This is a genomic window from Bacteroides sp. BFG-606, assembly GCF_024788145.1.
In the GTDB taxonomy this organism is placed as follows: domain Bacteria; phylum Bacteroidota; class Bacteroidia; order Bacteroidales; family Bacteroidaceae; genus Bacteroides; species Bacteroides vicugnae.
Window position 1 is genome coordinate 49,275 of the sequence record NZ_JANUIL010000001.1, and the last position, 24,272, is coordinate 73,546.

A 24,272-nucleotide genomic window follows, 5' to 3' on the forward strand; every position below is an offset into this window, starting at 1 on the left:
AGTACTTAATGTAAAAATGAAAAATAGAATAATATTATTACTGTCAGTTATCCTGACAACAATGATTTCCTGCCGTACACAATCAGTTAAAGAAGTAGATATTTGTATCTATGGCGGTACATCGGCAGGTGTAATCGCAGCCTATACGGCACAACAGTCAGGAAAAAGTGTCTTACTCATCGAACCTGGCCGCCATTTAGGCGGCATGAGTTCGGGAGGATTAGGATTTACTGACATTGGAAACAAGTATGTAGTGCAAGGATTAGCGCTAGATTTCTATCGCCGGTTGGGCACACACTATGGAAAACTAGAACAATGGATATTTGAGCCAAGCGTGGCCGAAACCATTTTCAAAGACTACATAAAACGCGCGGGAATTGAAGTCTGGTATGAAAACCGATTGTCCGATGTAGAAAAACAAAGAAACTCCATCACCACCATTACATTGGAGGATAGTAAACATCCGAACCATACTACCAATCGAAAAGTGCGGGCAAAGGTATTTATTGACTGTTCTTACGAAGGAGACTTGATGGCAAAAAGTGGTGTTTCCTATATAGTGGGACGAGAAGCGAACAGTCAATATGGAGAAACATATAATGGTGTCGAGTTAATGGACCGTCATCAATTCCCTGACGGTATAGACCCCTATAAGATAAAAGGTGATTCAACCAGTGGGTTAATTTATGGTATCAATCCCGCTCCGGTCAATTCAAATGGAACCGGTGACAAAAAAGTACAGGCATACAACTTCAGGATAACATTAACAAACCGTCCGGAAAATCGGATTCCAATCACCAAACCGGACAATTACAATCCCTCACGCTATGAATTATTGCTACGGCTCAAAGAGTTACATCCATGGAATAAACATACAGATGTTTTTATTTGGAGTGATATGCCTAATGGAAAGACAGACATTAATAACTTCGGAGGTTTTTCTACAGATGTAATAGGTGAAAATTGGAATTACCCGGATGCTGACTATGAAGAACGGGCACGAATTTGGAAATTCCATGAAGATTATACCAAAGGCCTGCTCTACTTCGTGGGACATGACGAACGGATTCCCGAATCAATCCGCAACCAGATGTTGGAATGGGGTTACCCGAAAGATGAATACACAGACAATGGACACTGGACACACCAACTGTATGTACGTGAAGCCCGACGGATGATCGGTGAACTGGTCATGACACAACATCACTGCCAAGGCAGGGAAACTGTAACGGACGGTATAGGCTGGGCCGCCTATACCATGGACTCACATAACTGTGACCGCCATATCGTGAATGGCATGGTGAAAAATGAAGGGAATGTAGAAATCGGAGGCTTTAGCCCCTACCCTATTTCATATAGAGCCATCACTCCCAAACAAAATGAAGTGCAAAATCTGCTGGTCCCTGTTTGTTTGTCAACGTCACACATCGCATATGGCTCAATCCGCATGGAACCGGTATTCATGGTATTAGCACAATCAGCAGCCATTGCCGCCGGTCAGGCTATTGACAAATATGATAATTGCGTACAGAAAGTAGATGCCAAAGCTATCCTGAAAGAATTCAGAGAAAACCCATTGGCGGACAAAAGCCAACCGGAAATCCTGATAGACAACCATGATACGTCCCATGTTCAACGTACCGGAGAGTGGAAAACTGAAATATGGAAAGCTTATGGTCCCGATTTCTTTTCTGACGATTCCAAAGGAAAGAATCTTAAAACCATACAATATACTCCGGTCATACCGGTAGACAATCTGTATGAAATATATGCTTATTTCCCCAAAGTACAAAATGCTACTACACAAACGCACATAGACATTTACGATGGAAATGAGTTACATAAAAAGATCATCCGATCTTCGGATATTGTTGTAGAAGGACAAACTTCCGGAGAATGGGTCTCTATCGGGCAATATAAACTTACAAAGGGAATGGATAACTATGTGAGAATCTCGAACGAAGAAGCAGATGGAATAGTTGTAGCAGATGCAGTACTCTTTATCCCTGCAACAGACAATTAATCGATAAAAACGTATAAAAATGGATAGATTCAAAAAATATGATACTTTCTTTTTAGTCATATTTTGTTTACTCATCTCTCAAAGTATCCGGGCAGAAATCAAACTGCCCGGATACTTCACCGACAACATGATGTTACAACGGGATATGCCCATAAAGATTTGGGGATGGGGAAACAGGTATGAAACTGTGACGGTCAGTATTCATGATCAGAAAGTGAATACACGGTGTAAGAAAGACGGCACTTGGGAAATAATTTTATCTCCTATACCTTATGGAGGTCCTTATTCTCTAACGGTCCAGGGAAAAGAAAACAGTATTAAAATAGAAAATATATTGATTGGAGACATCTGGCTATGCAGCGGACAGTCTAATATGGAATGGACTGTTGAACAGTCCGCCAATTCAAAGCAAGAAGTTCAAAATGCCAATTATCCGGAAATCAGAGCATTAAAAGTACCTAAAAGCATCAAAAACAGCCCACAGGACAATTTTAATGCCCAATGGGAGATATGTTCTCCTTCCACTGTCGGAGCTTTTTCGGGAATAGCCTATTATTATGCCAGAGCTCTGTATAAAGAAGTGCAAATTCCTATTGGGATTATCAACGCTTCTTGGGGAGGAACAGATATTGAAACATGGATTAGTGATGAAGCTTTTACTGCACTCCCCTCCAACGTTCAAAAGCAATATAACATGGAAGTCGTCAATAATCTGGAAGAATATATTCGCCAGAACAAGGGACAGAAACAGGCTTTTCTGGATGCCATGGAAAATGATCCGGGAATTAACAACCAGTGGTTTATTCCCGGATTCAACACTGTGGCATGGGAAGAAATGAAAGTGCCCGGTGAATGGGGAACAACTCCTTTATCACTAATAGACGGACATGTATGGTTCAAATATGATCTGAACTTAACTTGTACGGAAGCAGGCAGACCCGCCACTCTTTCTCTTGGAACCATCGACGATGCAGATATCACATGGGTGAATGGAACAAAAGTTGGTAATGCCAGTGGATGGGATACTCCACGAATCTATTCCATACCTCCCGGCATATTGAAAGAAGGTAGTAACAACATCACTGTCAGAGTAACTGATAACGGAGGAAGTGGTGGCATGTGGGGACAGGAAGCGGACATCTATCTGGAAATTGACAATACCCGTCACTCTCTGGCAGGAAACTGGAAATATCAAATGTCAGTTGCCAATGCAGATTACCATGTATTGGATATAACTCCCAACATGGTACATTCCTCCTTATATAATACAATGATTCATCCGCTCACTCCTTTCCGTATAAAAGGAGTCATCTGGTATCAGGGAGAGAATAATGTAGGAGCAGGATATGATTACCGGACACTATTTCAAACACAGATAAAAGATTGGCGAACCCGATGGGGGTATGAATTACCTTTCTATTGGGTACAATTAGCCAACCTGTATCCGGAAGACACGACCCCTGTCGGAAGTTCATGGGCAGAACTTCGGGAATCTCAAGCTATGACATTGGAACTGCCACACACAGGACAGGCCACTATATATGACATCGGCGACGCTTATAGTATACACCCTACAAATAAACAGGAAGTGGGCAGACGCCTATCCTTAATTGCATTGCACAAAGATTATGGCAGAGACTCACTTGTTTACAGCGGTCCTACTTTCCAGAATGTCAGTTTTAAAGAAAATACAGCTGTTATTACCATGAATACATATGGTTCTCAATTGACTATTCATAACAAGTATGGCTATCTGGAAGGATTCAGCATTGCCGGAGAAGACCGGAAATTTGTATGGGCAAAAGCATTTATTGATGCAAATGGAAAAATCATTGTATACAACGAGAATATAGCAGAACCGGTTGCTGTCCGTTATGCTTGGAGCAACAACCCCGCCGCCAATCTATTTAATGCACAAGGTCTTCCCGCTATTCCATTTCGTACAGATAGCTGGAAAGGCGTTACTGAAAAATAAGAAACAACATGAAACATATCATCATACTCCTTTTAGGAATAATCACTTCATCCTCAATCTTTGCCCAGCAAAGTTATGAGACCAAGGCAGATTCTATCATCCGGTTAATGTCATTGGATGAAAAAATAGGGCAACTTAATCAGATAACGGGATTCCAAATGGCAACCGGTCCTATCACTGATTCCGGAGATAAGCGGAAACTGATTAAAGAAGGGAAAATAGGATCTATGTTGAATGTATGCGGTGAATATGCAACTCGTTCCATGCAAGAACTCGCCATGCAATCACGACTGCATATTCCACTTCTTTTCGGACTGGATGTCATTCATGGTTACCGGACTGTATTTCCTATTCCCCTGGCCATGGCTTCCAGTTTCGACACAGAAGCCATATGGCAATCATGCCGGGTGTCAGCACGTGAATCGGTGGTTTCCGGTATTCATTGGACTTTCTCACCAATGCTTGATGTTGCTCGCGATCCTCGTTGGGGAAGAGTGATGGAGGGACCGGGAGAAGATACATACTGGGCCTGCGAAATGGGGAAAGCAATGATTAACGGTTACCAGCAACCTTTCGACGACGGACTCCAGCTAATGGCTTGCGCCAAACATTTCGCAGCTTATGGAGCAGCTATCGGAGGCAGAGATTATAACACTGTGGATATTTCTATGCAAACATTACATAATGTTTACCTTCCTCCGTTCAAAGTTGCAGCAGAGAATGGGGTGGCCAGTTTTATGTGCTCTTTTAATGAGATTAACGGTGTACCTTCCTCCGGCAATGCATACTTGTATGATCTGCTTTATAAACAATGGGGATATAAGGGGCTCGTAGTCTCCGACTGGGCTTCCATCTGGGAGATGGTAGTACACGGTTATAGCAAAGACAGGGAAATGGCAGCTATGCAAGCCATTCAGGCAGGAGTTACCATTGATATGGAAAGTAATGTCTATTCCGACCAACTGAAGAAATTAGTAGAAACCGGGAAAGTTTCAGAAGCTACCTTAAATGAAGCAGTTCGCAAAGTCTTGGTACAAAAATATCAATTAGGTCTTTTCGATGATCCGTATCGATATTGCAACAGCCAGAAAGAAGCTGATGAAATATTAACGGATTCACACCGGAAAACAGCATACGAAATGGCTTGCAAGTCCATTATCTTACTCAAAAACAACAGTCTGCTTCCAGTGAAGATACCTCAAAAAGTAGCCGTCATCGGACCATTGGCCAATTTCCAACGGGCTATGGACGGCAACTGGACAGTAGCTGCCGAAACAGATGTTGCCGTCACCTTACTTGAAGCACTCAAAAACAAATTTCCACAAACTGAAATCACTTTTATAGAAGGTTGTTCTATCTCCGGTAATGATAGGTCAGGTTTTCCGGCTGCCATCAAGTCAGCCAAAGAGTCCGACTTGGTTATATTGGCTTTGGGAGAAAACTGGGGAATGAGTGGGGAAGCCCGTTCAAGAGGTGACATACATATTCCCGGAGTACAAGAAGAACTTGCCTGTGAAATTTATAAGGTCAATAAAAAATGCATAACCTTACTAATGGGTGGAAGACCACTAATCTTTAACCAAATAGCAGAAAAAGCACCCGCCATTCTTTATACATGGTTTCTCGGAACAGAAGCCGGTAATGCCATGGTGGATGTCATAACAGGAAAATATAATCCGTCGGCAAGAGTACCTATGTCTTTTCCCAAGCATATAGGTCAGATCCCTGTATACTATAATTATAAAAACACAGGTCGTCCGGCAGTAGACAAGGAAGGCAACTACTCAAGTCGTTACATTGATATTGACAACAAGCCACAATATCCATTCGGCTACGGCCTTTCCTATACAACTTTTGAATATGGGCAGCCTGACATCAGCATTGAGGAAAAATTTATTTCTGTCAACATACCTATTTATAATAGCGGCTTAATGGACGGACACGAACTAATCCAGATATATACCCGAAAATGGTGGGGAGAATCAACCCGTCCGGTAAAAGAGCTCAAAGCTGTTGAAAACGTGTTTTTAAAAAAAGGGGAGAAACGAACAATCCAACTCAAAATTCCTTTTGATCGACTAGCGTATTACGGTCAGTCCGGTTGGGAAAAAGCTGATGGAGATTATACAATTATGATCGGGAGAAATGCAGAAGATATTATTTTCCGAAAAAATATCAAAGTCAACTTTTAAATGATATATTGATTTTTCTTCTATCTTTGCTCTATGAGATACCCGGATATCTACAAAAATCATAAATTGACGACGAAACCGATGAAAGGACTTATTATAGTTATAGCTTTCGATGCAGACGATACCTTATGGAGCAACGAATCTTTTTTCAGGAAATAGAAAAACAATATACCAATCTACTAAAACCTTATGGCACTTCCGGAGATATTTCAGCCGCTTTATTTCAAACAGAAATGAGCAATCTGAAATATCTCGGATATGGCGCCAAAGCTTTCACCATTTCTATGGTGGAAACTGAAGTAGTAGTAGATGCATTCACACATGATCATTTAAAACAGGTGAAAAAATTGGATTACAATTACAACAGTTTCATCAATTCAGCAGCCCGACACGCCTCTATCGAATTCCCGACAGAAAGTTTTTCCAAAATATTCTGCCGGTGCCGGTTGACTGTATTCACACTGATATAAAGGGTTGTTGCAATCTCTTTACTTGATAGTCCTTTACGTATACAGCGAAGTATTTCCTTTTCACGTTCGGACAATATATTGCGATGTTCCTCCGATAAGAAAAGTATTTCCACTTCTCCACGTTCCATGTGAGTAATGGTAGGGTATATACCTTGCTCTGTCCGTTGATCTGCCGACAGGGAATAAAGACAAAAGATCAGCCATGCACTTCCCGAAGGAGTATTTTCCATAATCTGCACTAAGTTATCAATATACTGATACACTCCTTTCTCATTCATCATACGTATTCTGCATCTTCCTCGGTATTTCAGCCGTTCATCGAAAGGCATTGCAAAGGTTTTCTGAAAAAACTTATACTCCAATAACCGCTTTTCTACCAAATCTTCAGGATGAATACGCCGGTAAATACAATCTTCATCCATAGAATCAATTACACTTAACGCAGCTTCTTCGGGAGTCAACCCCAAGAAATGTGCCCACGGATGAACGGCAATATAACTCTTCCTGTTCGAAAGATCCGAAATTACAGCACACCCGCCATTTATCTCTGTCAATGAATGAATAAATCGCCGATGCTGCTCTACAACCCTATTATCCAATGTTTCATCAGTGATCGGTTGCGTTGCATAAACTTCATCTATTTCCTTTTGTAATACGTCCATTCTATAAAATGGTTATTATTCAGTATTGTTACACACGGCGGCTTGTGCTATCTTTGCACCACAAAGATAATCAAATAAGAAATAATCATGAAATATTTAAAAATCAAAATCATGTCAATAGCCTTTATGGCAGTAGCAACTTCTTCTATGGGACAAAGTTTGAATAAAATGAACTGGCTGAATGAGCCTCAACAATGGGAAATAAAAGATGGTAAAACTTTAGTGATGGACGTTCCGGCAAAAACTGACTTCTGGCGGATTTCTCATTATGGATTTACCGTAGACGACGGTCCTTTCTATTATGCCACTTACGGTGGAGAATTCGAAGCCAAAGTAAAGATAACCGGCAATTACGTAACAACTTTCGACCAAATGGGATTAATGCTGCGCATCGACCATGAAAACTGGATCAAAGCAGGTGTGGAATATGTAGATGGCAAACAGAATGTGAGTGCTGTTGTAACGCATCGGACTAGCGATTGGAGCGTAGTGCAGTTGCCGGATGCTCCCCGTTCTATATGGATAAAAGCAGTCCGCCGTTTGGATGCAGTAGAAATATTTTTCTCACGTGACGATAAAGAATATATTATGATGCGCACTTGTTGGTTGCAAGATAATTGTCCTGTCATGGTTGGGTTGATGGGAGCTTGTCCGGACGGGAAAGGCTTCACCGCTACATTCGAAGAATTTAAAGTGACTCCATTAGCCGATCAACGAAGACTGGAATGGGCCAAAAAACAAATGAATAAATAGGTACTTCACATATACAGGTTGTTTTACCTGACTAAAGCATAGCTTTAGGGAATGAAAAGCATAGCTTTAACCAGTCTAAAGCTATGCTTTTGAGAGTTAATAAGAGGTATATCCGTTCTTTCTACAGATATAGCATTTTATCTATCTCCTTCACCTTTCTTCTGAACACCTGATAAATAGGGCATTCACGGGTGAAGGGGATTAAAAACAAATACTATAATTAATAGAGGTGAATTGCAGAAAGATAGAATATACGTTTTTCATATTATTTCCAAAATCGTATATACCTGTCCTTTTCACGGTTCAAAGCAACTTCATCGACACAATCATCCAGCCGGAACCATGAATGTTCTATGAACGAGCCTCCTTTTTTAACAGACTTATCCCAGTTTCCTATCACCTGCCCCTCATGAAGAACAATCGGATAAAACAGACCATTATTCGTAAATGCTTTTGCATAATGCTCTTTAGGCAAAACGTCTGTCCGGTCTTTATACCCAAGCAAATATTCATCATAAGAAGGAAGAAGATGTAAACTTCCGGAGACTTTTCCACGAGTCCGGCAATCTTCATGAATATACCATGTCTGTCCATTCCATTCTTCCGTAGTCAATTCTGAATCAATCAGATAGACAGCTTGTCGTGCTTCGGTAACAGGCAGTCCCGACCACCAGACAAAATCTTGCAAAACGGCGGGAGCATGACTCCGAAAATAGCTTCTGGCCAAACGAGCTAAAGATTCATCTTTTGTCAATTCGGGCATTGGCGGGACACGTTCTTCCAAAAGCGCATACGTGCATTTACTTCCTTTATCTTCTCCACTACAGACAATACCTACCTGTTCCGCTCGTGTCATAAAACGAGTCATATGATGATTATCCGCCACAATTCCCGAACGGCTAAAATGTTCAGCAATTTCCTGCCTTGTCAGACTCTTTTTTCCACTAAGAATCTTTTCCAGTAACCGATAACTTCTCGCATAAAGTTCTTCTGAAATATCCAAATCATGTCCTTTCGCATAAGATTCATTGGCAGCTATCACACGCTCGGCAGAAAGTTTCAACATCCATCGGATATCCTCTGCCGCTACCAGATGCCATGTCGGACGCATAACATGAGTCCGCAAAATCTCACCCTCGCGTAGCGCTTTCTCCACAGTCTGAATCGTTGCCGACTTCAAACGCATTCCTACTGCCCACTTTACCATGGAATAATTCTGTGCCTGTATGGCTCCCATCCATGACACAAGTTCCTTCGGTTGAGAGAAAAGAGGACTTAACAACTGTTGGTTGAGTAAACGTATATTCGATATTTTCATTTCAATTTATTACCTTTTTTATCAATATAAAACCAATGATCGCTTTGCCATGTCCAATGCTCCCCATAATCATCCATTGCCTTCTTTGCCCCGGTATAGGTCACTTCGGCCTTCCCGTCTTTAAAAGGAAAAACGAAAGCAAACTGCGGTTGGATGACGACATTCCCTAATGTATCGGCAAACCCCATCAACATTTCATCGTTTATGATACGAAAAAGCCCTTCCTCTACATAGTCCGGCCCATTATCAAAGCTAAAGGTATAAAAAAGTTTTTCTCCTTTATTGTTGATCGTTGTCCATCCGGGGGTATGAGGTTCCACTACAAAACCGATATGCCGTATGGTATCACTCCCTCCATAATGATATTTACCAAAAGGAATCACCGTATCACCTCGTTCATTCAAATAACAGACAGAAGAGCCTAATTCCAGAAATTCTGTTGACGTATAAGCGATAAGGATTGCATGATCCGACTGTTTCTGACCGTCCAAACATCCAGTCGTAAAAATACAAAACAATAAGGCATACAAGGATTTTATTTTCATGAGCTTATTATTAGTATACTGCAAATATAAAATTTCTTTCCAAACAAACCATTGTTAATAATAAAAAGAATAAGCCGGAAGAGATAGATACTACCTCAACTCCCTTACCAAGAGCCAAAACCAGTTGGAAGTCTCCGAATAAATCTCTACTTTTGTACTTCATAACAAAGAATATATTTAAATATGATGCTCTATAAACTCATCCCTCCCTCAACGGTAACAGCAGCTATCCAGTTGCCGGCTTCTAAAAGTATCAGTAATCGTGCATTAATCATCAATGCATTGGGTAAAGGAACGTATGCTCCTGAAAACCTGTCTGATTGTGACGATACACAGGTGATGATAAAGGCTCTCACCGAAGGGAAAGAGATGATTGATATCATGGCTGCGGGCACTGCTATGCGTTTTCTTACCGCCTATTTAAGTGTGACTCCGGGAGAACGGACCATCACAGGAACAGCACGTATGCAGCAACGTCCGATACAGATATTAGTCAATGCTCTTCGGGAGTTAGGAGCTGAAATAGAGTATACCCACAATGAAGGGTATCCTCCTCTATGTATCAAAGGGGCAGAGCTGAAAGGAAATGAAATAACACTGAAAGGAAATGTCAGTTCCCAATATATATCTGCTTTACTGATGATAGGTCCGGTACTCAAAGACGGTTTGACGTTACATTTGAGCGGGGAGATTATTTCCCGTCCATATATTAATCTTACATTGCAACTGATGCAGGACTTTGGAGCCAAAGCCGCATGGACTTCTCCAAACTGTATTTCCGTTGCTCCACAACTCTATCAGAGCATTCCTTTCAAAGTGGAAAGTGACTGGAGCGCGGCTTCCTATTGGTATCAGATTGCTGCCTTGTCTCCCAAAGCAGAAATAGAGCTGTTAGGATTGTTCCGTAACAGCTATCAGGGTGATAGTCGGGGAGCAGAAGTTTTCTCACGCTTAGGCATAACTACCGAATTTACATCGCAGGGTGTGAAACTGAAAAAAACAGGTAAAGCGCCGGAAAGGCTGGAAGAGGATTTTGTCGATATTCCGGACTTGGCACAGACGTTTGTCGTTACTTGTGCCTTGCTGAATATTCCTTTCCGTTTCACAGGATTACAAAGTCTGAAAATAAAAGAGACTGATCGTATTGCCGCATTGCGCACAGAGCTTAAAAAGCTAGGATATGTTATTGAGGAAGAAAATGACAGCATATTAATGTGGAATGGCGAACGATGTGAACCGGAGGAAATTCCGGTGATTGACACCTACGAAGATCATCGGATGGCTATGGCATTTGCTCCGGCAGTTATCTGTCATTCTAATTTGCTTATTGCTGATCCGCAGGTCGTTACCAAATCATATCCCGGATATTGGGAGGATTTGAAGCAGGCCGGATTTCAGGTGATAAACGAAGGATAATCTCCGGACATTGTGGAAGATTTCAATAAATATACTTCCCATATCAACTACTCCCCTATTGTAGATTTCGTATTGCAACAGGGGAAGCAGACCTATTATAAGAAAGGAGAATACTTTTCCCGTCAAGGAGAAGTATGTAAAACAATGGGGTTCGTCAGTTCCGGTTCTTTCCGGTACTGTTGTACTAACAGTGCAGGCGAAAACAGCATCGTAGGATATACTTTCGATCATTCTTTTGTTGGCAACTATCCGGCTTTTCAATTACAGGACAAATCCAATGTAGATATACAGGCTTTATGTGACTGCTCGGTATACGTAATCAATTACCAGCAAATGACAGAATTCTACGATACCAACGACGCTCACCAAAAGTTGGGACGTCGCATTGCAGAAACTTTGCTGTGGGAGGTCTACGACCGGATGATTTCAATGTACAGCCTGACACCGGAGGAACGCTATCTCGAAATTATCAACCGTTGTCCCGACTTACTGAAACTGATTACTTTAAAAGAACTGGCTTCTTACCTTCTGATTCGTCCCGAAACATTAAGCCGTATCCGAAGAAAAGTCGTACAAAAGTAAATTCTTGATTTCAGTCAAGAGTTTATTTATTCCCTACCCCTACTTTTGCGGACAAATAAAGTATACGGTATTTCATGAAGAAAATTATAATTATAGGTGCAACCTCGGGCATCGGCCGTGGATTAGCAGAAATTTATTCTCAAGAAGATTTCCTTATCGGCATTACCGGCCGTAGAGAAAATCTATTGAAAGAGGTATGCGCCCGTGACGAAGACAAACTATTCTATCAAGTGTGTGACATCACCGACACGCAATCCACTATTTCATCCCTTGAGACACTCATTCAAAAAATGGGTGGAATGGATATACTGATTATCTGTGCCGGTACCGGAGAACTAAACCCTGAACTATCCTACCAACTGGAAGAACCCACCTTACTAACTAACGTGATAGGATTCACCAACATTGTAGACTGGGGATTCCGATATTTCGAACGGCAAAAAAGCGGGCATCTGGTTACTATCTCCTCCGTTGGAGGTACTCGGGGCAGTGGTATTGCCCCTGCCTACAATGCATCGAAAGCCTACCAAATCAATTATATGGAAGGGCTACGGCAGAAAGCGACCAAATCTCACCATCCTATTTATACGACCGATATTCGTCCCGGATTTGTAGACACTGCCATGGCAAAAGGAGAAGGATTGTTCTGGGTTACTCCTGTTGACAAGGCTGTGAGACAAATAAAAAAGGCTATTTCTAAAAAGAAAAAAGTAGCTTTCATCTCTAAAAGATGGAAATATGTGACTATTCTATTTCGTCTTTTGCCATCTGCTATTTATTGCCGGATGTAAAGTTCTTCTTATTCGCCGTCTCTCCTATTTAAGAAAGAAAGCTTCCGTGAATTCTACCATCGGGAAACAAAGATTATCTACACAAATTCGCTATATTTGCAAAGAGAGTCTGTCAACAGGCCAATAAAGGGTTACAATTACCCCACTGGCTGATTGATACTATCCAAATAAAAACGAGAACATATATGAATACTGATTTCATAAACTTAACAGCAGAAAATCTTTCCAATGAGCATTTATGCTGCATTATCCGTAGTAAAAAATCTCATCCGGGCATTGAAGCAAAACGGCAATGGCTTTCCGACCGACTGAAGGAAGGTCATGTTTTTAGAAAGTTAAATGCAAAAGCTACGGTCTTTATTGAATATGCTCCTCTTGAAAAGGCCTGGGTACCGATAATAGGAGGCAACTACTATTACCTCTATTGCTTATGGGTTTTAGGTAATCCCAGAGGAAATGGATATGGAAGTTCGTTGATGGAGTACTGTATAACTGATGCTAAAGAAAAAGGTAAATCCGGCATTTGTATGCTTGGAGCAAGAAAACAGAAGAATTGGCTTTCAGACCAATCATTTGCAAAGAAGTTCGGCTTTGAGGTGGTTGACACTACCGATAATGGATATGAATTGCTTGCCCTTTCTTTTGATGGGACAACCCCGAAATTCACTCCAAATGCTAAAAGGCTAAAAATAGAAAGCGAAGAACTGACTGTTTATTATGATATGCAATGCCCTTATATCTATCAATACATTGAGATGATTAAACAGTATTGCGAAACAAATAATGTTCCTGTTTCTTTCATTCAAGTGGACACATTAGAAAAAGCAAAGCAATTGCCTTGTGTTTTCAACAACTTCGCCCTGTTTTATAAAGGAGTTTTTGAAACTGTGAATCTGCCAAATATCGACTACTTGAAAAGAATACTCAAAAAATAAGAAGTACAATCCTGACACATTTTCCCGTTCATTATCAGGATTGTATTTTATCTGTTTCCTTAAAATGACTTCTCATTCGCCATCTTCCACATATTGAGAAAAGATGCTTTGGTAATTTCCACTATTTTATCCCAATTCAATCGATCTGCATGATCGGAAGGCTGGTGATAGTCAGGATGCCCGTCGGTATGATACCAGATGATCGGAATATTGACTTTGGCAAACGAACCGTTATCACTTCCTCCTATCGGATGATCCCAGGCACGATAATCCGGTTCCAACTGTAAGCCGTGTTTTTTGATATCCTCTTTCAGCCAATCACCAAAAGCCGGATGAGCGGCTGTATAGAAATAGACAACATGTTTAGGCTGTTGAGGTTTGTTATTACGTCCAATCATGTCAAAGTTCAGATACCCTTTTATTTGAGACAAGAAAGGACAAGTTTGTACAAAATATTTAGAGCCTAGCAATCCTTTTTCTTCTCCATCCCAAAAGGCAAAGATTACATTCCTTTCGGGTTGCTGTCCACTGGCAAGAAAGGCTCTCGCTATCTGCAACACTGCCGATACACCGGAAGCATTATCATCAGCACCATTGTATATTTGATCGCCGTCGAGTGCAGGATCGATGCCTAAATGATCGAAATGAGCCCCTACAATCACATATTCTTTCGTGTTTTTACCAGGAATCATTCCCAATACATTCCTCATAGAGAGCTTCTGATGGACTTCCTGTTTCAGTTTAGCTATGGAATCAGGATGTACTTCCAGGCGCCCTTTTTTCTGGCGTTCTTTGCGATAAGCATCAAAAGGCTGGAAATAACTGTCAGTCAAAGGTGGGATTCCCATCCATTGCAATAAAGAGGCAATATACTCCGAAGTCACACGTGAACCGTGAAAACCCGCCTCACGACCTTGCAACTCATCGCCTGCCAAAAAGTTGATAGTAGCCTCGGCGGAGGAACGATTGATCGTATTTAACCCTCTCTCAATAGAAGATTGGGCAAAAGTAATGTTTCCAACAAACAGGAATGCTAATAGTAAATAATTTCTCTTCATTATACTTCAAATATCTTAAGTCGTTTTTCATTTATTGATAAGGTAAGTTTCAATTCACCCGCCAATGTTTATTCTGTAATATAGTCTCATCACAATCTGCCGCTCCCGGATTATTCTTGTACATAATCACACATTTATCATAATAAGCGGGATACCCTGTAACATCCGGCAAAGTATTAAAGATATTATTAAGTTGATCTTTATCCAATTTGTTATATCGGCAATCAAGTTTTCTCAAATTATTATTCATTGGGATAGACAAACTCTTTAATTGATTATTATAACAATCCAAATACCACAGTTTTTTATTACCAGATGTATCAAGGTCTGTCAATTTGTTAGAGCTACAATATAATTCAGTCAATGACATTAACTTGTTCAAAAAGTCCAGTTTCTGAAATACACATCCTTCAATATGCAATACACTAATCATATTATCATCATCTATTTCCAAAGCCGACAACTGCGGTGTACCGGTTAACTCTACCGTATGTAATGCTGGTAACTTTTTCAATGAAAGTGAAGTTATTCCATTATCTATACAATACAACGAGGTCAAAAATTCACAATGCCCCAATTTTATGGAAGTCAATTTCGGATTAGTGTATACCTGTACCGTTTTCAGATTCAGACACTCATCAAAATGTAATTCTTCCAAACCCTCCCAATTTCCAATATTCATATATTCCAAATTAGGGCAGGAAGTATTCAAATCTAAGAAACTGCTTTCTTTTATACTATTTAATTCAATCCTCTTCATCCTGGGAAAATCCCCCAAATGCATATTACTTACCGGCATCAACACACCACTAACACTGAAAGCTGTCAATTCCTCTGCCCAAACCCTTACCGTGAAACTCCTTGAAGGCTTATATCTATATTGAATCGAAGCATTATCGGGATGTTCGATTTTTTGTAATCGTCCATCACCCCATTCGATAGCAATTCGTCCACTACCTGCATTCATTTCTATCACCTTCCATTCACCGCTAGCATCTACCGTGAATTGAATAGTATTTGCATCTGTCAATTCAGGAATCTCGAAGTCGTCCCCAAACACACTTTTGTCTTCACTGGAACAAGAAGAGAATCCTAATAACAAGCATACTCCTATCAAGCTAAATAACAGTTTCTTTTGTTTCATCATGTATGAACTTTAGGTTAGTAAGATACAAAAGTAAGAAAAGAAATAGATAGCCTAACATGATAGAATGCAAATTTATAAGTAACTTTGCACAAATTTGATTTGTAACTGTTATATTGTCATGTGGATACTTATTATAAGTCTGGTACTGCTGGGGATTATCGCGCTGATAGCCGGAATCATCCGCAACAAAAGACTACAAAAGAAAATAGAGAAAGGCGAACTGGACCGTATGCCGGAAGTGAAGGAAGTAGATGTGGAATGCTGCGGCCAACATGAAGTATGCGAACGGGATAGTTTGTTGGCTGCTGTCAGTAAAAAGATAGAATATTACGATGATGAAGAGCTGGACCAGTTCATTGGCAGACCTGGAAATGCATATACGGAAGAAGAGACAGATATGTTTCGGGATGTACTGTATACAACATTGGATGTAGAAGTGGCCGGATGGGTGCGTAGTCTTCAACTCCGTGGCATCGAACTGCCGGATGATCTCAAAGACGAGGTCTTTCTAATTATCGGAGAAAGAAGAAACGGAGAAAGTTGAGAGGTAATAGGTAATAGGTGATAAATGATAGGTGAGAGATGATGGCCTGTTGTTATCATCTAATCACGGTCTTTAATTTTTAATCTTTAATTTTTAATTTACTTGGATTTACTACAATATACATTCTTTCAACACGCCTTGTTGGGTAGTCTGCTGGCAAGCATTGCCTGTGGGATTATCGGTACCTACATCGTTACCCGCCGCCTGGTATTTATCAGTGGAGGAATCACTCATGCTTCTTTCGGAGGAATCGGGTTAGGATTGTTTGCCGGCATTTCCCCGATACTCTCGGCGGCTGTATTCTCGGTTTTATCAGCCTTCGGTGTGGAGTGGCTCAGCAGACGGAAAGATATGCGCGAGGACTCTGCCATTGCAGTATTCTGGACGTTGGGAATGGCACTCGGAATCATGTTCAGCTTTTTGTCACCCGGATTTGCACCAGACTTATCAGCTTATCTTTTCGGGAATATCCTGACCATCAATCAAATTGACTTATGGATGCTCGGCATATTGGCACTCATACTGACCGGATTCTTTTATCTGTTTATCCGTCCTATTGTATATATTGCCTTTGACCGTGAATTTGCACGTTCGCAGAAGATTCCGGTAGAGATATTCGAATACGTGTTGATGATGTTCATCGCATTGACTATTGTAGCCTGCCTGCGGATGGTAGGTATTGTGTTAGCCATATCTCTTCTCACCATTCCACAAATGACGGCCAACCTCTTCACTTATAGTTTCAAGAAAATCATCTGGTTGTCCATCGGTATCGGTTTCTTGGGATGCTTGGGCGGATTGTTTATTTCTTATCATTGGAAAGTCCCCTCGGGAGCTTCCATCATATTCTTCTCTATCCTGATTTATGCTGTCTGCAAAATCGGAAAGAGTTGTTGCAGGAAAAAGTCATCATAATAGATATAGTATATGGAAATCAAAATTCAATCACTGGAAAGTATCCATGAAGCAGCCCGGGAATTCATCGCTGCTATGGGCGACAACACAGTATTTGCTTTATACGGAAAGATGGGTGCCGGTAAAACCACATTTGTGAAAGCACTCTGCGAAGAATTGGGTGTAGCGGATGTTATCAGTTCTCCTACTTTTGCTATTGTCAACGAATACCGTTCGGACGAAACCGGGGAGTTAATCTATCACTTCGATTTTTACCGCATCAAGAAACTAAGTGAAGTGTACGACATGGGATACGAAGATTATTTCTACAGTGGTGCTCTCTGCTTTATCGAATGGCCGGAACTGGTGGAAGAATTACTGCCGGGTGACGCCGTAAAAGTAACGATTGAAGAATTGGAAGACGGAAGTAGAGTGATTAAACTATGACCGGGCAATATATCGTACAAGGAATCTTTGCGCTGGCAGGAACTGTCTCCCTGCTGGCGTCATTGCTTAACTGGGACTGGTTCTTCACAACACGTAATGCGCAAACCATTGTCAGAAACGTAGGACGCAACCGGGCACGACTCTTCTATGGGATATTAGGGATTATCATTATCGGCATGGCTATATTCTTTTTTGTGGAAACACGAAAAGCCATAGGATTATAAGTTCTATGGAATAATAAAGAAGAATAAAAAGTCAGACTATTATTGATATTCATATTACAATAGTTGCCGTGACTTCATCTCCAGATACTTATTAATCACATCAATTGAAAGGTTATCCGGTGTGGTTAATAAGGAATAGATTCCATGTTGTTTCAAAGTAGATACAATCAGCCGCTTTTCGTAAGCAAACTTTTCTGCGATCACGTGACGATAGTAACTTTCCGTATCTTTTGCGGGTTGAGCTATATATTCTTTCAGATCGACATCTTCGAAAAAGACTACAAGCAAGCGATGCTGGCGGTTTAATTGTTTCAGATAAGATAATTGACGGTTCATACCTCCTATACTCGAAAAGTTTGTGTATAGTACTAACAAGCTACGTTTGCTGACATGCTTGTTCAAATGGACACAAAGAGCCGAGAAATCCGTCTCTCCGAAAGTGGTCTGCTGACTATAAAGATTCTCTAGCAAGGTTTGCATATATCCCGGTTGCTTAGAAGCAGGAACAAAAGAATCGAAATGCTCATCAAAGGTCACTAAGCCGGCTTTATCTTCTTTCCGCATGGCAACATACGATAATACCAGCGAAGCATTAATCGCATAATCCAACAGAGTCATCCCTCGGAAGGCTTGCTGCATCACTCGACCTTTATCTATCACATTATAAATCTGTTGGGAACGTTCGTCCTGATATACATTCACCATAAGTCCATGTCGGCGGGCGCTTGCTTTCCAATTAATCGTGCGGTAATCATCACCTTTTACATACTCTTTGATCTGCTCAAACTCCGTATGATGTCCTACCCGGCGAATACGCTTTATTCCCAATTCAGTCAGATTATCACTTATTGCCAACAATTCATATTGATGGAGCATCAAATAGGACGGGTACACTTTAATATCCAGAGGTTCCGCACAAGTATAACGTCGGGATATAAAGCCGATTTTTCCGGTCACAAAAACTCTGATATGACCGAAAGAGTAAACACCACGATGAGTAGGGCGAAGATGATAGGTAACTGTTTTTCCCTCGTTTGCTCCAAGCTTCACCTGAAAGTCAACATCACGTTTCTGAAAGATAAAAGGAATCTCATCTATGATCTCTAAAGATACAGGATGCGAATAACTACTTTCCACCCGAATACTCACTTCATTTTCGTCACCATTGGAGAAGCGGTCGGCACACTGACGGAAAGCGCGGATTCCACGAATGCGATAAAGAGAATATGCATCTGCCAGTACCACCAGAAGCAGGACAAAAAGAGTCCACTGCCCGATGACAAAGAACGGAGCAAAGACGTATCCGCTACCCAATAACAGGATAACTACGACAAGGGCAATATAGAAACGACGAGTTAAAAACAACTGATTAACTGATTAATTAGAAATTAAAGATTAAAGACTGTGGTTAGATTGTAGCAATAAACTATCAACTATCATTTATCAACTATTTCGGAACTTCCACTTTATCAATTAAACGTTGTGTCACTTTCACCGGAGAATAACCTTCCATTTCAGCTTCCGCAGTCAGGATCAGGCGGTGCTGAAGTACATAGGGAGCTACAAACTTAATATCTTCCGGCGTCACAAAATCACGTCCCTGCAAAAGGGCATAAGCTTTCGACGATTGCAGCATAGCTACAGATGCACGTGGAGAGGCTCCCAAATATACGGCTTTACTGGTACGGGTCTGCTGCACAATCAATGCGATGTATTGAAGCAACGTTCGATCTACAAACACCTGATTCATAAAAGCACGAAGGGACAGCACTTCTTCTTTGGTAATGGCGGGAGTGATATCATCCAATTTCACCAATGCAGCATTGGTATGATGACGCTCCAGAATGTTCACTTCTTCCTCTAATGAGGGATAATCCATTGTTATCTTCATCAGGAAACGGTCGAGCTGTGCTTCGGGAAGTTTGTATGTTCCCTCCTGCTCTACCGGATTCTGGGTAGCCAGAATCGTATAAAGCTCTCCCATCCGGTGAGTGGTTCCGTCAATACTGATCTGGCGCTCTTCCATTACCTCGAACAAGGCGGCCTGTGTCTTGGCAGGAGCACGGTTGATTTCATCCACCAATACAATATCTGCAAAAATCGGTCCCTGATGAAAATCAAAGCCATTGGTCTTCATATTAAACACAGTCGTACCTAACACATCACTCGGCATTAAGTCCGGAGTAAACTGGATACGACTGAAATCGGCATCAATCAGACGGGCAGTCAAACGAGCCAACAGTGTCTTAGCAACACCCGGAACACCTTCTATCAATACGTGTCCATTCGCCAGAATAGCCGTCAGTACCAAATCGACAGTCTGCTCCTGTCCTACTATGACGCAAGCAATCCGGTCTTTCAACTCTTGTATCTTCTCGGAAAAGAGAGTTAAATCTACTCGCTGTTCTGTATTCTCTTCCATAAATTTCTTCTTTAGATATGATTGATTATTTCATTCATTTTATCAATATACACTTTCATCTGATCCGCATCAATCGTACGTCCTCCGTAAATCACCGGACGTACTTCGCGGATCAGTTCCGCAATCTCTTGTATATCCATTCCTGTTTTCCGGGCAATTCTGTTGAAAGAGCGTTCATCATCTTCCACTTCTTCAATATCTACCTGAATCTCCCTCCGAAGTTCTTCGGCCAAATAGGAAAACTTCTTTCGGACCAGATCCGCATGATCTTTCTTTTGAAAGTAAAGTGTACCTATCAGTTCGGTAAATTCAAGAGATTTATTGGCCGGTTCCTGAATAACAGGGATAGCCCGTTGCCGTCTCTTCGCAGTAAATATCATGAAGAGTATGATGGTAATCATTGTCAGATATAACGCCCAACGAAGCGGCTGGTGTGCCAAAAGATAGCGGAAAGGCGATTGCTGCACCTGTGCCGTCTCCTTCATGTATCCCTCTGTACGAACTATGGGCAGTTTTCCCATCTGTGACAACAGACGGAAAATATAGGTTGCATTCTTGCCATCCAATATACCGTAATTGGTGAAAATCAACGGAGTGGAAACTAAAATGACCTCTCCTTTACCCCACTGACGGGACATCGCTACAGGCATATAAGTAACACTATCCGTGACCAGTGAGTCCGCCTCGGTTTCGTATTTAAATTCATTCGACTCAAGGACTTTTTGTGCCAGCACCCTTTCAGGAAGCGAATCTCCCCAAAAATAAGAAGAGCACAACTGGGGATAAAAATAAAAGGTCTGACGGGGATAAACCGCCGAATCTCCCACCCAGCACAGACTGTCTTTTAACAAGAATGAAGTTGCATATTTCTTCAAAGCCATCGGACTGAAATAAGAATAATAAGACCTGAAACTCAAAGTATCTTCCAGATATCTGCCAAACAAGGTACTCACCAGCATGATCTTATCTCCACGTTCCACCATTTTCAACAGAGCGTTTACATCAACATCCGACAATCTCAAATTATCAGAGATTACCAATACCCCTCTGCGCTGCGTCGTATCTTCCTGCTCCAACTGATAGAGACTTTTTTTCGAAAAGGTGTAGCCCTGTGGCAAAGAAGAAGACAACAGACTATCGAATATCGCGCATCCGAAAGGTTGCTCATCATAATGTCCGAAAGTGGGCTTCCATACAAAGTTCTTCGGCAAATGATATTCTATTGCAAACATGATAAATAGAAAGGCGGCAATAAAGATAATGAACCAGCGGCTTCCTTTCATGAGACGCCTCCTTTCTTTATTTCTCCCTGTAGAGACTGCATGGTCAGGAAGAGTTCTTCCGTCGCCTCAAAGTTACCATAACGCACCCGCAAGAAATGATTGGTCAGTTGCCGGAATGCCGGCATCCGTACTTCATTAATATATTGGGTAGGTGTTTTATAAAGTTGCCAGTCAATACGTTCTGCGTCACTAAGTTGTTTCAAAGTTTGCAAATAAAGCAAACGTACCGCTTCCCGGTAATCCTGACGGGAAAGTGCCTCTGCAATACCTCCCGGAAAATCCACACCGTAAATTGTATCCTCTTCAATCGTATAAGGCAATGCATTCTTACGAGAGACCATAAACAATTCGGGACGTTTCCGATAGAGAAACCAAACAATCAACAGCAAAATAAAAATCGCAATACATATCAGGATAAGCCCTGAATACTCTTCAGCAAAACGACTGCCAAATATTTTACGCATCAATTCCCCAAACTGCCTGCTGATCCACTCAAAGACATTCATCTCCGGAGTAATCAATTCACGGTTATAGTTGTATGCCGGATCAGACTGCCAAAGGGCAATCTGCACCGTATCACAGACTAATGTATCAGCCGGGGAAGTGAGATTCATTTAGTTGAGGTCTGTTTTAGAGTTTGTCAAAATTATCAATATCACTTTCTACCGTTATGCTATCTACCACTTCCGATGCATGACCGTACTGATAAACCAAGCCGACGATACTGAATATAGCCGACAAGTAAGAACCATACAACATCAGGATAGAGAACAAATATTGTGCGAAGTTCAGTCCGACTGATGAAGAAGTTGCCCCCCCATCACTCATCGTAAAGATCATTTTGACAATATAGATCACATACCAGGGTATAGAAACGATTCCTTGCAATACGCTGGCAATAAGCCCCATCACCAGTAATATCAGAAAGACTCCGCCCCACGTAGCAAATCCTAGCCGGAATGTTTTCGCAAATGCCTCGCCCAACGAAATGTCTTCAAACAAGTAGATGGGAGCCATTAATGCCAAAGGTACCATAAATGCGAATAAAAGCGGGATGGTCAGAATGAGCGTGAAAGGTGTTAACACAGCCAATAGAACAACAAGGATCACCGCAAAGAAGAACAAGAAACCACAAGCAATTCCCATCAGGAACAGCCTCTTGACATTACGGAGCAGCAACGATTTTATATCGCTAAATACAATTCCATTCAGGCGTTCTTCCCGTTCATTGTACAATCGTACCATCGCATAAATCAGGGAAGTCAGCAGCAAACCTCCCGAGCATGAGAAGAAGATCACTCCTGCATAATTCAATGCAAATGAGGGTCCCAGAGCAGCCAATGGATTCTCACCTATTCCTCCTGAAGTCTGCATAGCAGTAAGATCTGTCATACTTCCCATTAAACCACTAAAGTTAGCAGCCTGAATGATGCATATAGGAAGTATCAGATAAGTTGAATACTTAAACAATTGTTTCCAATTCTCTTTTATAAAATCAAAAGAAGCGTTCAACTTCTCACCGAAAGGACGTTTCACATACATCGCAATCTTAGGTTTCTGTGATTCCATGTTTTTTTCTATTTGGTAAATAAATATAGTAGAATATAATAAATGCCAGAGAAGTGAGTATCACACCAAGCCTCAACATATCGGGAAGTTCTGTGTGACGGGTAATAAAACCTTCTATAAAGCCTGCCATAATGAATACCGGGACAGTGCCGATCACTATTTTCAAGCCTCGCTTCGCCCCTCTTCTGAAAGATTCCAGTCGGGAATAGGTGCCGGGAAACAGCCAGCCGTTGCCTAAAGCTAATCCGGCAGCACCGGCCACAATAATCGCCCAAATCTCAAGCGTTCCGTGCAGCCAGATGGCAAGACTGGATTCCCACAACAAATCGTGTTGATAAAAGAAAGTTTGAAAAGCTCCTACCATGATGCCATTGGAAAGAAGCATATATCCTGTGCCGAAACTAGTCAGCAATCCCATGGCAAAACAGTTGAAAGATACCATCACGTTATTAAGCGTAATGCCTAGAAACATCGGTACTTCAGAAGAACCGTTATACACGGCCATGGGCTCACCATTGGCTATATTATCAAGTGTCATATCTACATAACCGTTTCCTAATATCAGCCGGACAAAATCCGGATCATTCGCTGCTGATAATACACCGATTAATGCGCTGGCTACAAAAATCAGAAAGGAGGTCAGTAATTCGCGGCGTGCATCGTGCATGGTTCGTGGCACTTCCTGTGTCCAGAAGGTAATAATGCGTGTCCACTTCTCGCGTTTATTCCGGTAAATCTCGTTATGTAATGCCGAAGCCAGATTATTCAGATAAATAGTAATACGGGAAGTCGGGAAATGTGTTTGAGCAAATGCCAAGTCAGCTGTCAAGTCCGTATATGCATCGGCCAGTTGATCGGGAGACAGACTCGCCGCCCGCTCCACAACCTTCTCTGTCTCCTTCCATTTTTCAATGTTCCGACGAATAAACGTTACTTCTTTCATGCTTATCAATAGATTTCAGATAAGTTTTGTCCGAAACCGGAAGCAAAAATAAGAGAATTATGATATATTTGCAACGGAA

23 protein-coding genes and 1 pseudogene are annotated in these 24,272 nt (G+C 41.4%); 13 read left to right on the top strand and 11 right to left on the bottom strand.

What is annotated here, in order from left to right; genetic code table 11:
* Positions 1 to 16 precede the first annotated feature (16 nt).
* From NXV01_RS00215 to NXV01_RS00230, 4 genes and pseudogenes are all read left to right on the top strand, one after another.
* Positions 17 to 2,023 carry an FAD-dependent oxidoreductase gene (locus NXV01_RS00215; protein ID WP_195649146.1) on the top strand — a complete coding sequence of 669 codons (2,007 nt, stop codon included), beginning with the start codon at positions 17 to 19 and terminating at the stop codon, positions 2,021 to 2,023.
* Positions 2,024 to 2,042: 19 nt separating this feature from the next.
* Positions 2,043 to 3,998: a sialate O-acetylesterase gene (locus NXV01_RS00220; RefSeq protein ID WP_217721261.1), complete on the top strand. Its 1,956-nt coding sequence runs from the start codon at positions 2,043 to 2,045 to the stop codon at positions 3,996 to 3,998.
* Positions 3,999 to 4,006: 8 nt separating this feature from the next.
* Positions 4,007 to 6,190, top strand: a complete 2,184-nt coding sequence (locus NXV01_RS00225) for a glycoside hydrolase family 3 N-terminal domain-containing protein (protein WP_195649148.1) — start codon at positions 4,007 to 4,009, stop codon at positions 6,188 to 6,190.
* 81 nt (positions 6,191 to 6,271) lie between these two features.
* Positions 6,272 to 6,498 (top strand): annotated as a pseudogene (locus tag NXV01_RS00230) (HAD family hydrolase); the annotation flags it as partial.
* A gap of 50 nt (positions 6,499 to 6,548) precedes the next feature.
* Here NXV01_RS00230 and NXV01_RS00235 read toward each other — a convergent pair.
* The gene (locus NXV01_RS00235; RefSeq protein WP_195649149.1) at positions 6,549 to 7,322 is read right to left on the bottom strand and encodes a response regulator transcription factor; all 774 of its coding nucleotides are present in this window, start codon (positions 7,320 to 7,322) and stop codon (positions 6,549 to 6,551) included.
* 111 nt (positions 7,323 to 7,433) lie between these two features.
* Here NXV01_RS00235 and NXV01_RS00240 point away from each other — a divergent pair, with 111 nt between their 5' ends.
* Positions 7,434 to 8,075, top strand: a complete 642-nt coding sequence (locus tag NXV01_RS00240) for a DUF1349 domain-containing protein (RefSeq protein ID WP_195649189.1) — start codon at positions 7,434 to 7,436, stop codon at positions 8,073 to 8,075.
* Positions 8,076 to 8,340: 265 nt separating this feature from the next.
* Here the strand turns inward: NXV01_RS00240 and NXV01_RS00245 are convergent, their stop codons facing one another.
* Both NXV01_RS00245 and NXV01_RS00250 read right to left on the bottom strand, forming a co-directional pair.
* Positions 8,341 to 9,393 carry a winged helix DNA-binding domain-containing protein gene (locus NXV01_RS00245; protein ID WP_217721262.1) on the bottom strand — a complete coding sequence of 351 codons (1,053 nt, stop codon included), beginning with the start codon at positions 9,391 to 9,393 and terminating at the stop codon, positions 8,341 to 8,343.
* Positions 9,390 to 9,938 (bottom strand): WG repeat-containing protein, encoded by a 549-nt coding sequence (locus NXV01_RS00250; protein WP_259021499.1) that lies wholly within the window; start codon positions 9,936 to 9,938, stop codon positions 9,390 to 9,392. Before NXV01_RS00250 ends, NXV01_RS00245 begins: the two co-directional genes overlap by 4 nt.
* Positions 9,939 to 10,124: 186 nt before the next feature.
* On the opposite strand from NXV01_RS00250, the gene aroA reads away from it, so the two are divergent.
* The 4 genes from aroA to NXV01_RS00270 all read left to right on the top strand — a co-directional run bounded on the left by aroA (position 10,125) and on the right by NXV01_RS00270 (position 13,662).
* Positions 10,125 to 11,354 (top strand): 3-phosphoshikimate 1-carboxyvinyltransferase, encoded by a 1,230-nt coding sequence (gene aroA, locus NXV01_RS00255; protein ID WP_217721334.1) that lies wholly within the window; start codon positions 10,125 to 10,127, stop codon positions 11,352 to 11,354.
* A 12-nt stretch (positions 11,355 to 11,366) separates the two neighbouring features.
* Positions 11,367 to 11,936: a Crp/Fnr family transcriptional regulator gene (locus NXV01_RS00260; RefSeq protein WP_122136413.1), complete on the top strand. Its 570-nt coding sequence runs from the start codon at positions 11,367 to 11,369 to the stop codon at positions 11,934 to 11,936.
* Between the two features lie 74 nt (positions 11,937 to 12,010).
* Entirely contained in the window at positions 12,011 to 12,727 is a 717-nt protein-coding gene (locus NXV01_RS00265; RefSeq protein WP_259021500.1) for an SDR family NAD(P)-dependent oxidoreductase, read from the top strand.
* A 185-nt stretch (positions 12,728 to 12,912) separates the two neighbouring features.
* Positions 12,913 to 13,662, top strand: a complete 750-nt coding sequence (locus NXV01_RS00270; RefSeq protein WP_148365237.1) for a GNAT family N-acetyltransferase — start codon at positions 12,913 to 12,915, stop codon at positions 13,660 to 13,662.
* 59 nt (positions 13,663 to 13,721) lie between these two features.
* Here NXV01_RS00270 and NXV01_RS00275 read toward each other — a convergent pair whose 3' ends face one another.
* A complete protein-coding gene (locus NXV01_RS00275) occupies positions 13,722 to 14,720 on the bottom strand; it encodes a M28 family metallopeptidase (protein ID WP_195649154.1) in 999 nt (332 codons plus the stop codon).
* A gap of 49 nt (positions 14,721 to 14,769) precedes the next feature.
* A complete protein-coding gene (locus NXV01_RS00280) occupies positions 14,770 to 15,867 on the bottom strand; it encodes a leucine-rich repeat domain-containing protein (protein WP_259021501.1) in 1,098 nt (365 codons plus the stop codon).
* Positions 15,868 to 15,985: 118 nt separating this feature from the next.
* Here NXV01_RS00280 and NXV01_RS00285 point away from each other — a divergent pair, with 118 nt between their 5' ends.
* The 4 genes from NXV01_RS00285 (at position 15,986) to NXV01_RS00300 (ending at position 17,976) form a co-directional block, all read left to right on the top strand.
* A complete protein-coding gene (locus tag NXV01_RS00285; RefSeq protein ID WP_259021502.1) occupies positions 15,986 to 16,411 on the top strand; it encodes a phospholipase in 426 nt (141 codons plus the stop codon).
* Between the two features lie 102 nt (positions 16,412 to 16,513).
* Positions 16,514 to 17,326 (top strand): metal ABC transporter permease, encoded by an 813-nt coding sequence (locus NXV01_RS00290; RefSeq protein WP_007757858.1) that lies wholly within the window; start codon positions 16,514 to 16,516, stop codon positions 17,324 to 17,326.
* Positions 17,327 to 17,338: 12 nt separating this feature from the next.
* Positions 17,339 to 17,752: a tRNA (adenosine(37)-N6)-threonylcarbamoyltransferase complex ATPase subunit type 1 TsaE gene (gene tsaE, locus NXV01_RS00295; protein WP_008998923.1), complete on the top strand. Its 414-nt coding sequence runs from the start codon at positions 17,339 to 17,341 to the stop codon at positions 17,750 to 17,752.
* Positions 17,749 to 17,976 (top strand): immunity 17 family protein, encoded by a 228-nt coding sequence (locus NXV01_RS00300; protein ID WP_117934321.1) that lies wholly within the window; start codon positions 17,749 to 17,751, stop codon positions 17,974 to 17,976. Before tsaE ends, NXV01_RS00300 begins: the two co-directional genes overlap by 4 nt.
* A gap of 54 nt (positions 17,977 to 18,030) precedes the next feature.
* Here the strand turns inward: NXV01_RS00300 and NXV01_RS00305 are convergent, their stop codons facing one another.
* The 6 genes from NXV01_RS00305 to NXV01_RS00330 form a co-directional block, all read right to left on the bottom strand.
* On the bottom strand, positions 18,031 to 19,341 hold the full coding sequence (locus tag NXV01_RS00305) for a DUF58 domain-containing protein (protein WP_258978275.1): 1,311 nt from the start codon (positions 19,339 to 19,341) through the stop codon (positions 18,031 to 18,033).
* Positions 19,342 to 19,423: 82 nt separating this feature from the next.
* On the bottom strand, positions 19,424 to 20,398 hold the full coding sequence (locus tag NXV01_RS00310; protein ID WP_259021503.1) for a MoxR family ATPase: 975 nt from the start codon (positions 20,396 to 20,398) through the stop codon (positions 19,424 to 19,426).
* A gap of 11 nt (positions 20,399 to 20,409) precedes the next feature.
* A complete protein-coding gene (locus tag NXV01_RS00315; RefSeq protein WP_259021504.1) occupies positions 20,410 to 21,681 on the bottom strand; it encodes a DUF4350 domain-containing protein in 1,272 nt (423 codons plus the stop codon).
* Positions 21,678 to 22,295, bottom strand: a complete 618-nt coding sequence (locus NXV01_RS00320) for a DUF4129 domain-containing protein (protein WP_148365245.1) — start codon at positions 22,293 to 22,295, stop codon at positions 21,678 to 21,680. The genes NXV01_RS00315 and NXV01_RS00320 overlap by 4 nt, the downstream gene beginning before the upstream one ends.
* Positions 22,296 to 22,311: 16 nt before the next feature.
* Positions 22,312 to 23,250 carry a hypothetical protein gene (locus NXV01_RS00325; protein ID WP_259021505.1) on the bottom strand — a complete coding sequence of 313 codons (939 nt, stop codon included), beginning with the start codon at positions 23,248 to 23,250 and terminating at the stop codon, positions 22,312 to 22,314.
* A complete protein-coding gene (locus NXV01_RS00330; protein WP_148365247.1) occupies positions 23,231 to 24,193 on the bottom strand; it encodes a stage II sporulation protein M in 963 nt (320 codons plus the stop codon). Before NXV01_RS00330 ends, NXV01_RS00325 begins: the two co-directional genes overlap by 20 nt.
* Between the last annotated feature and the right edge of the window lie 79 nt (positions 24,194 to 24,272).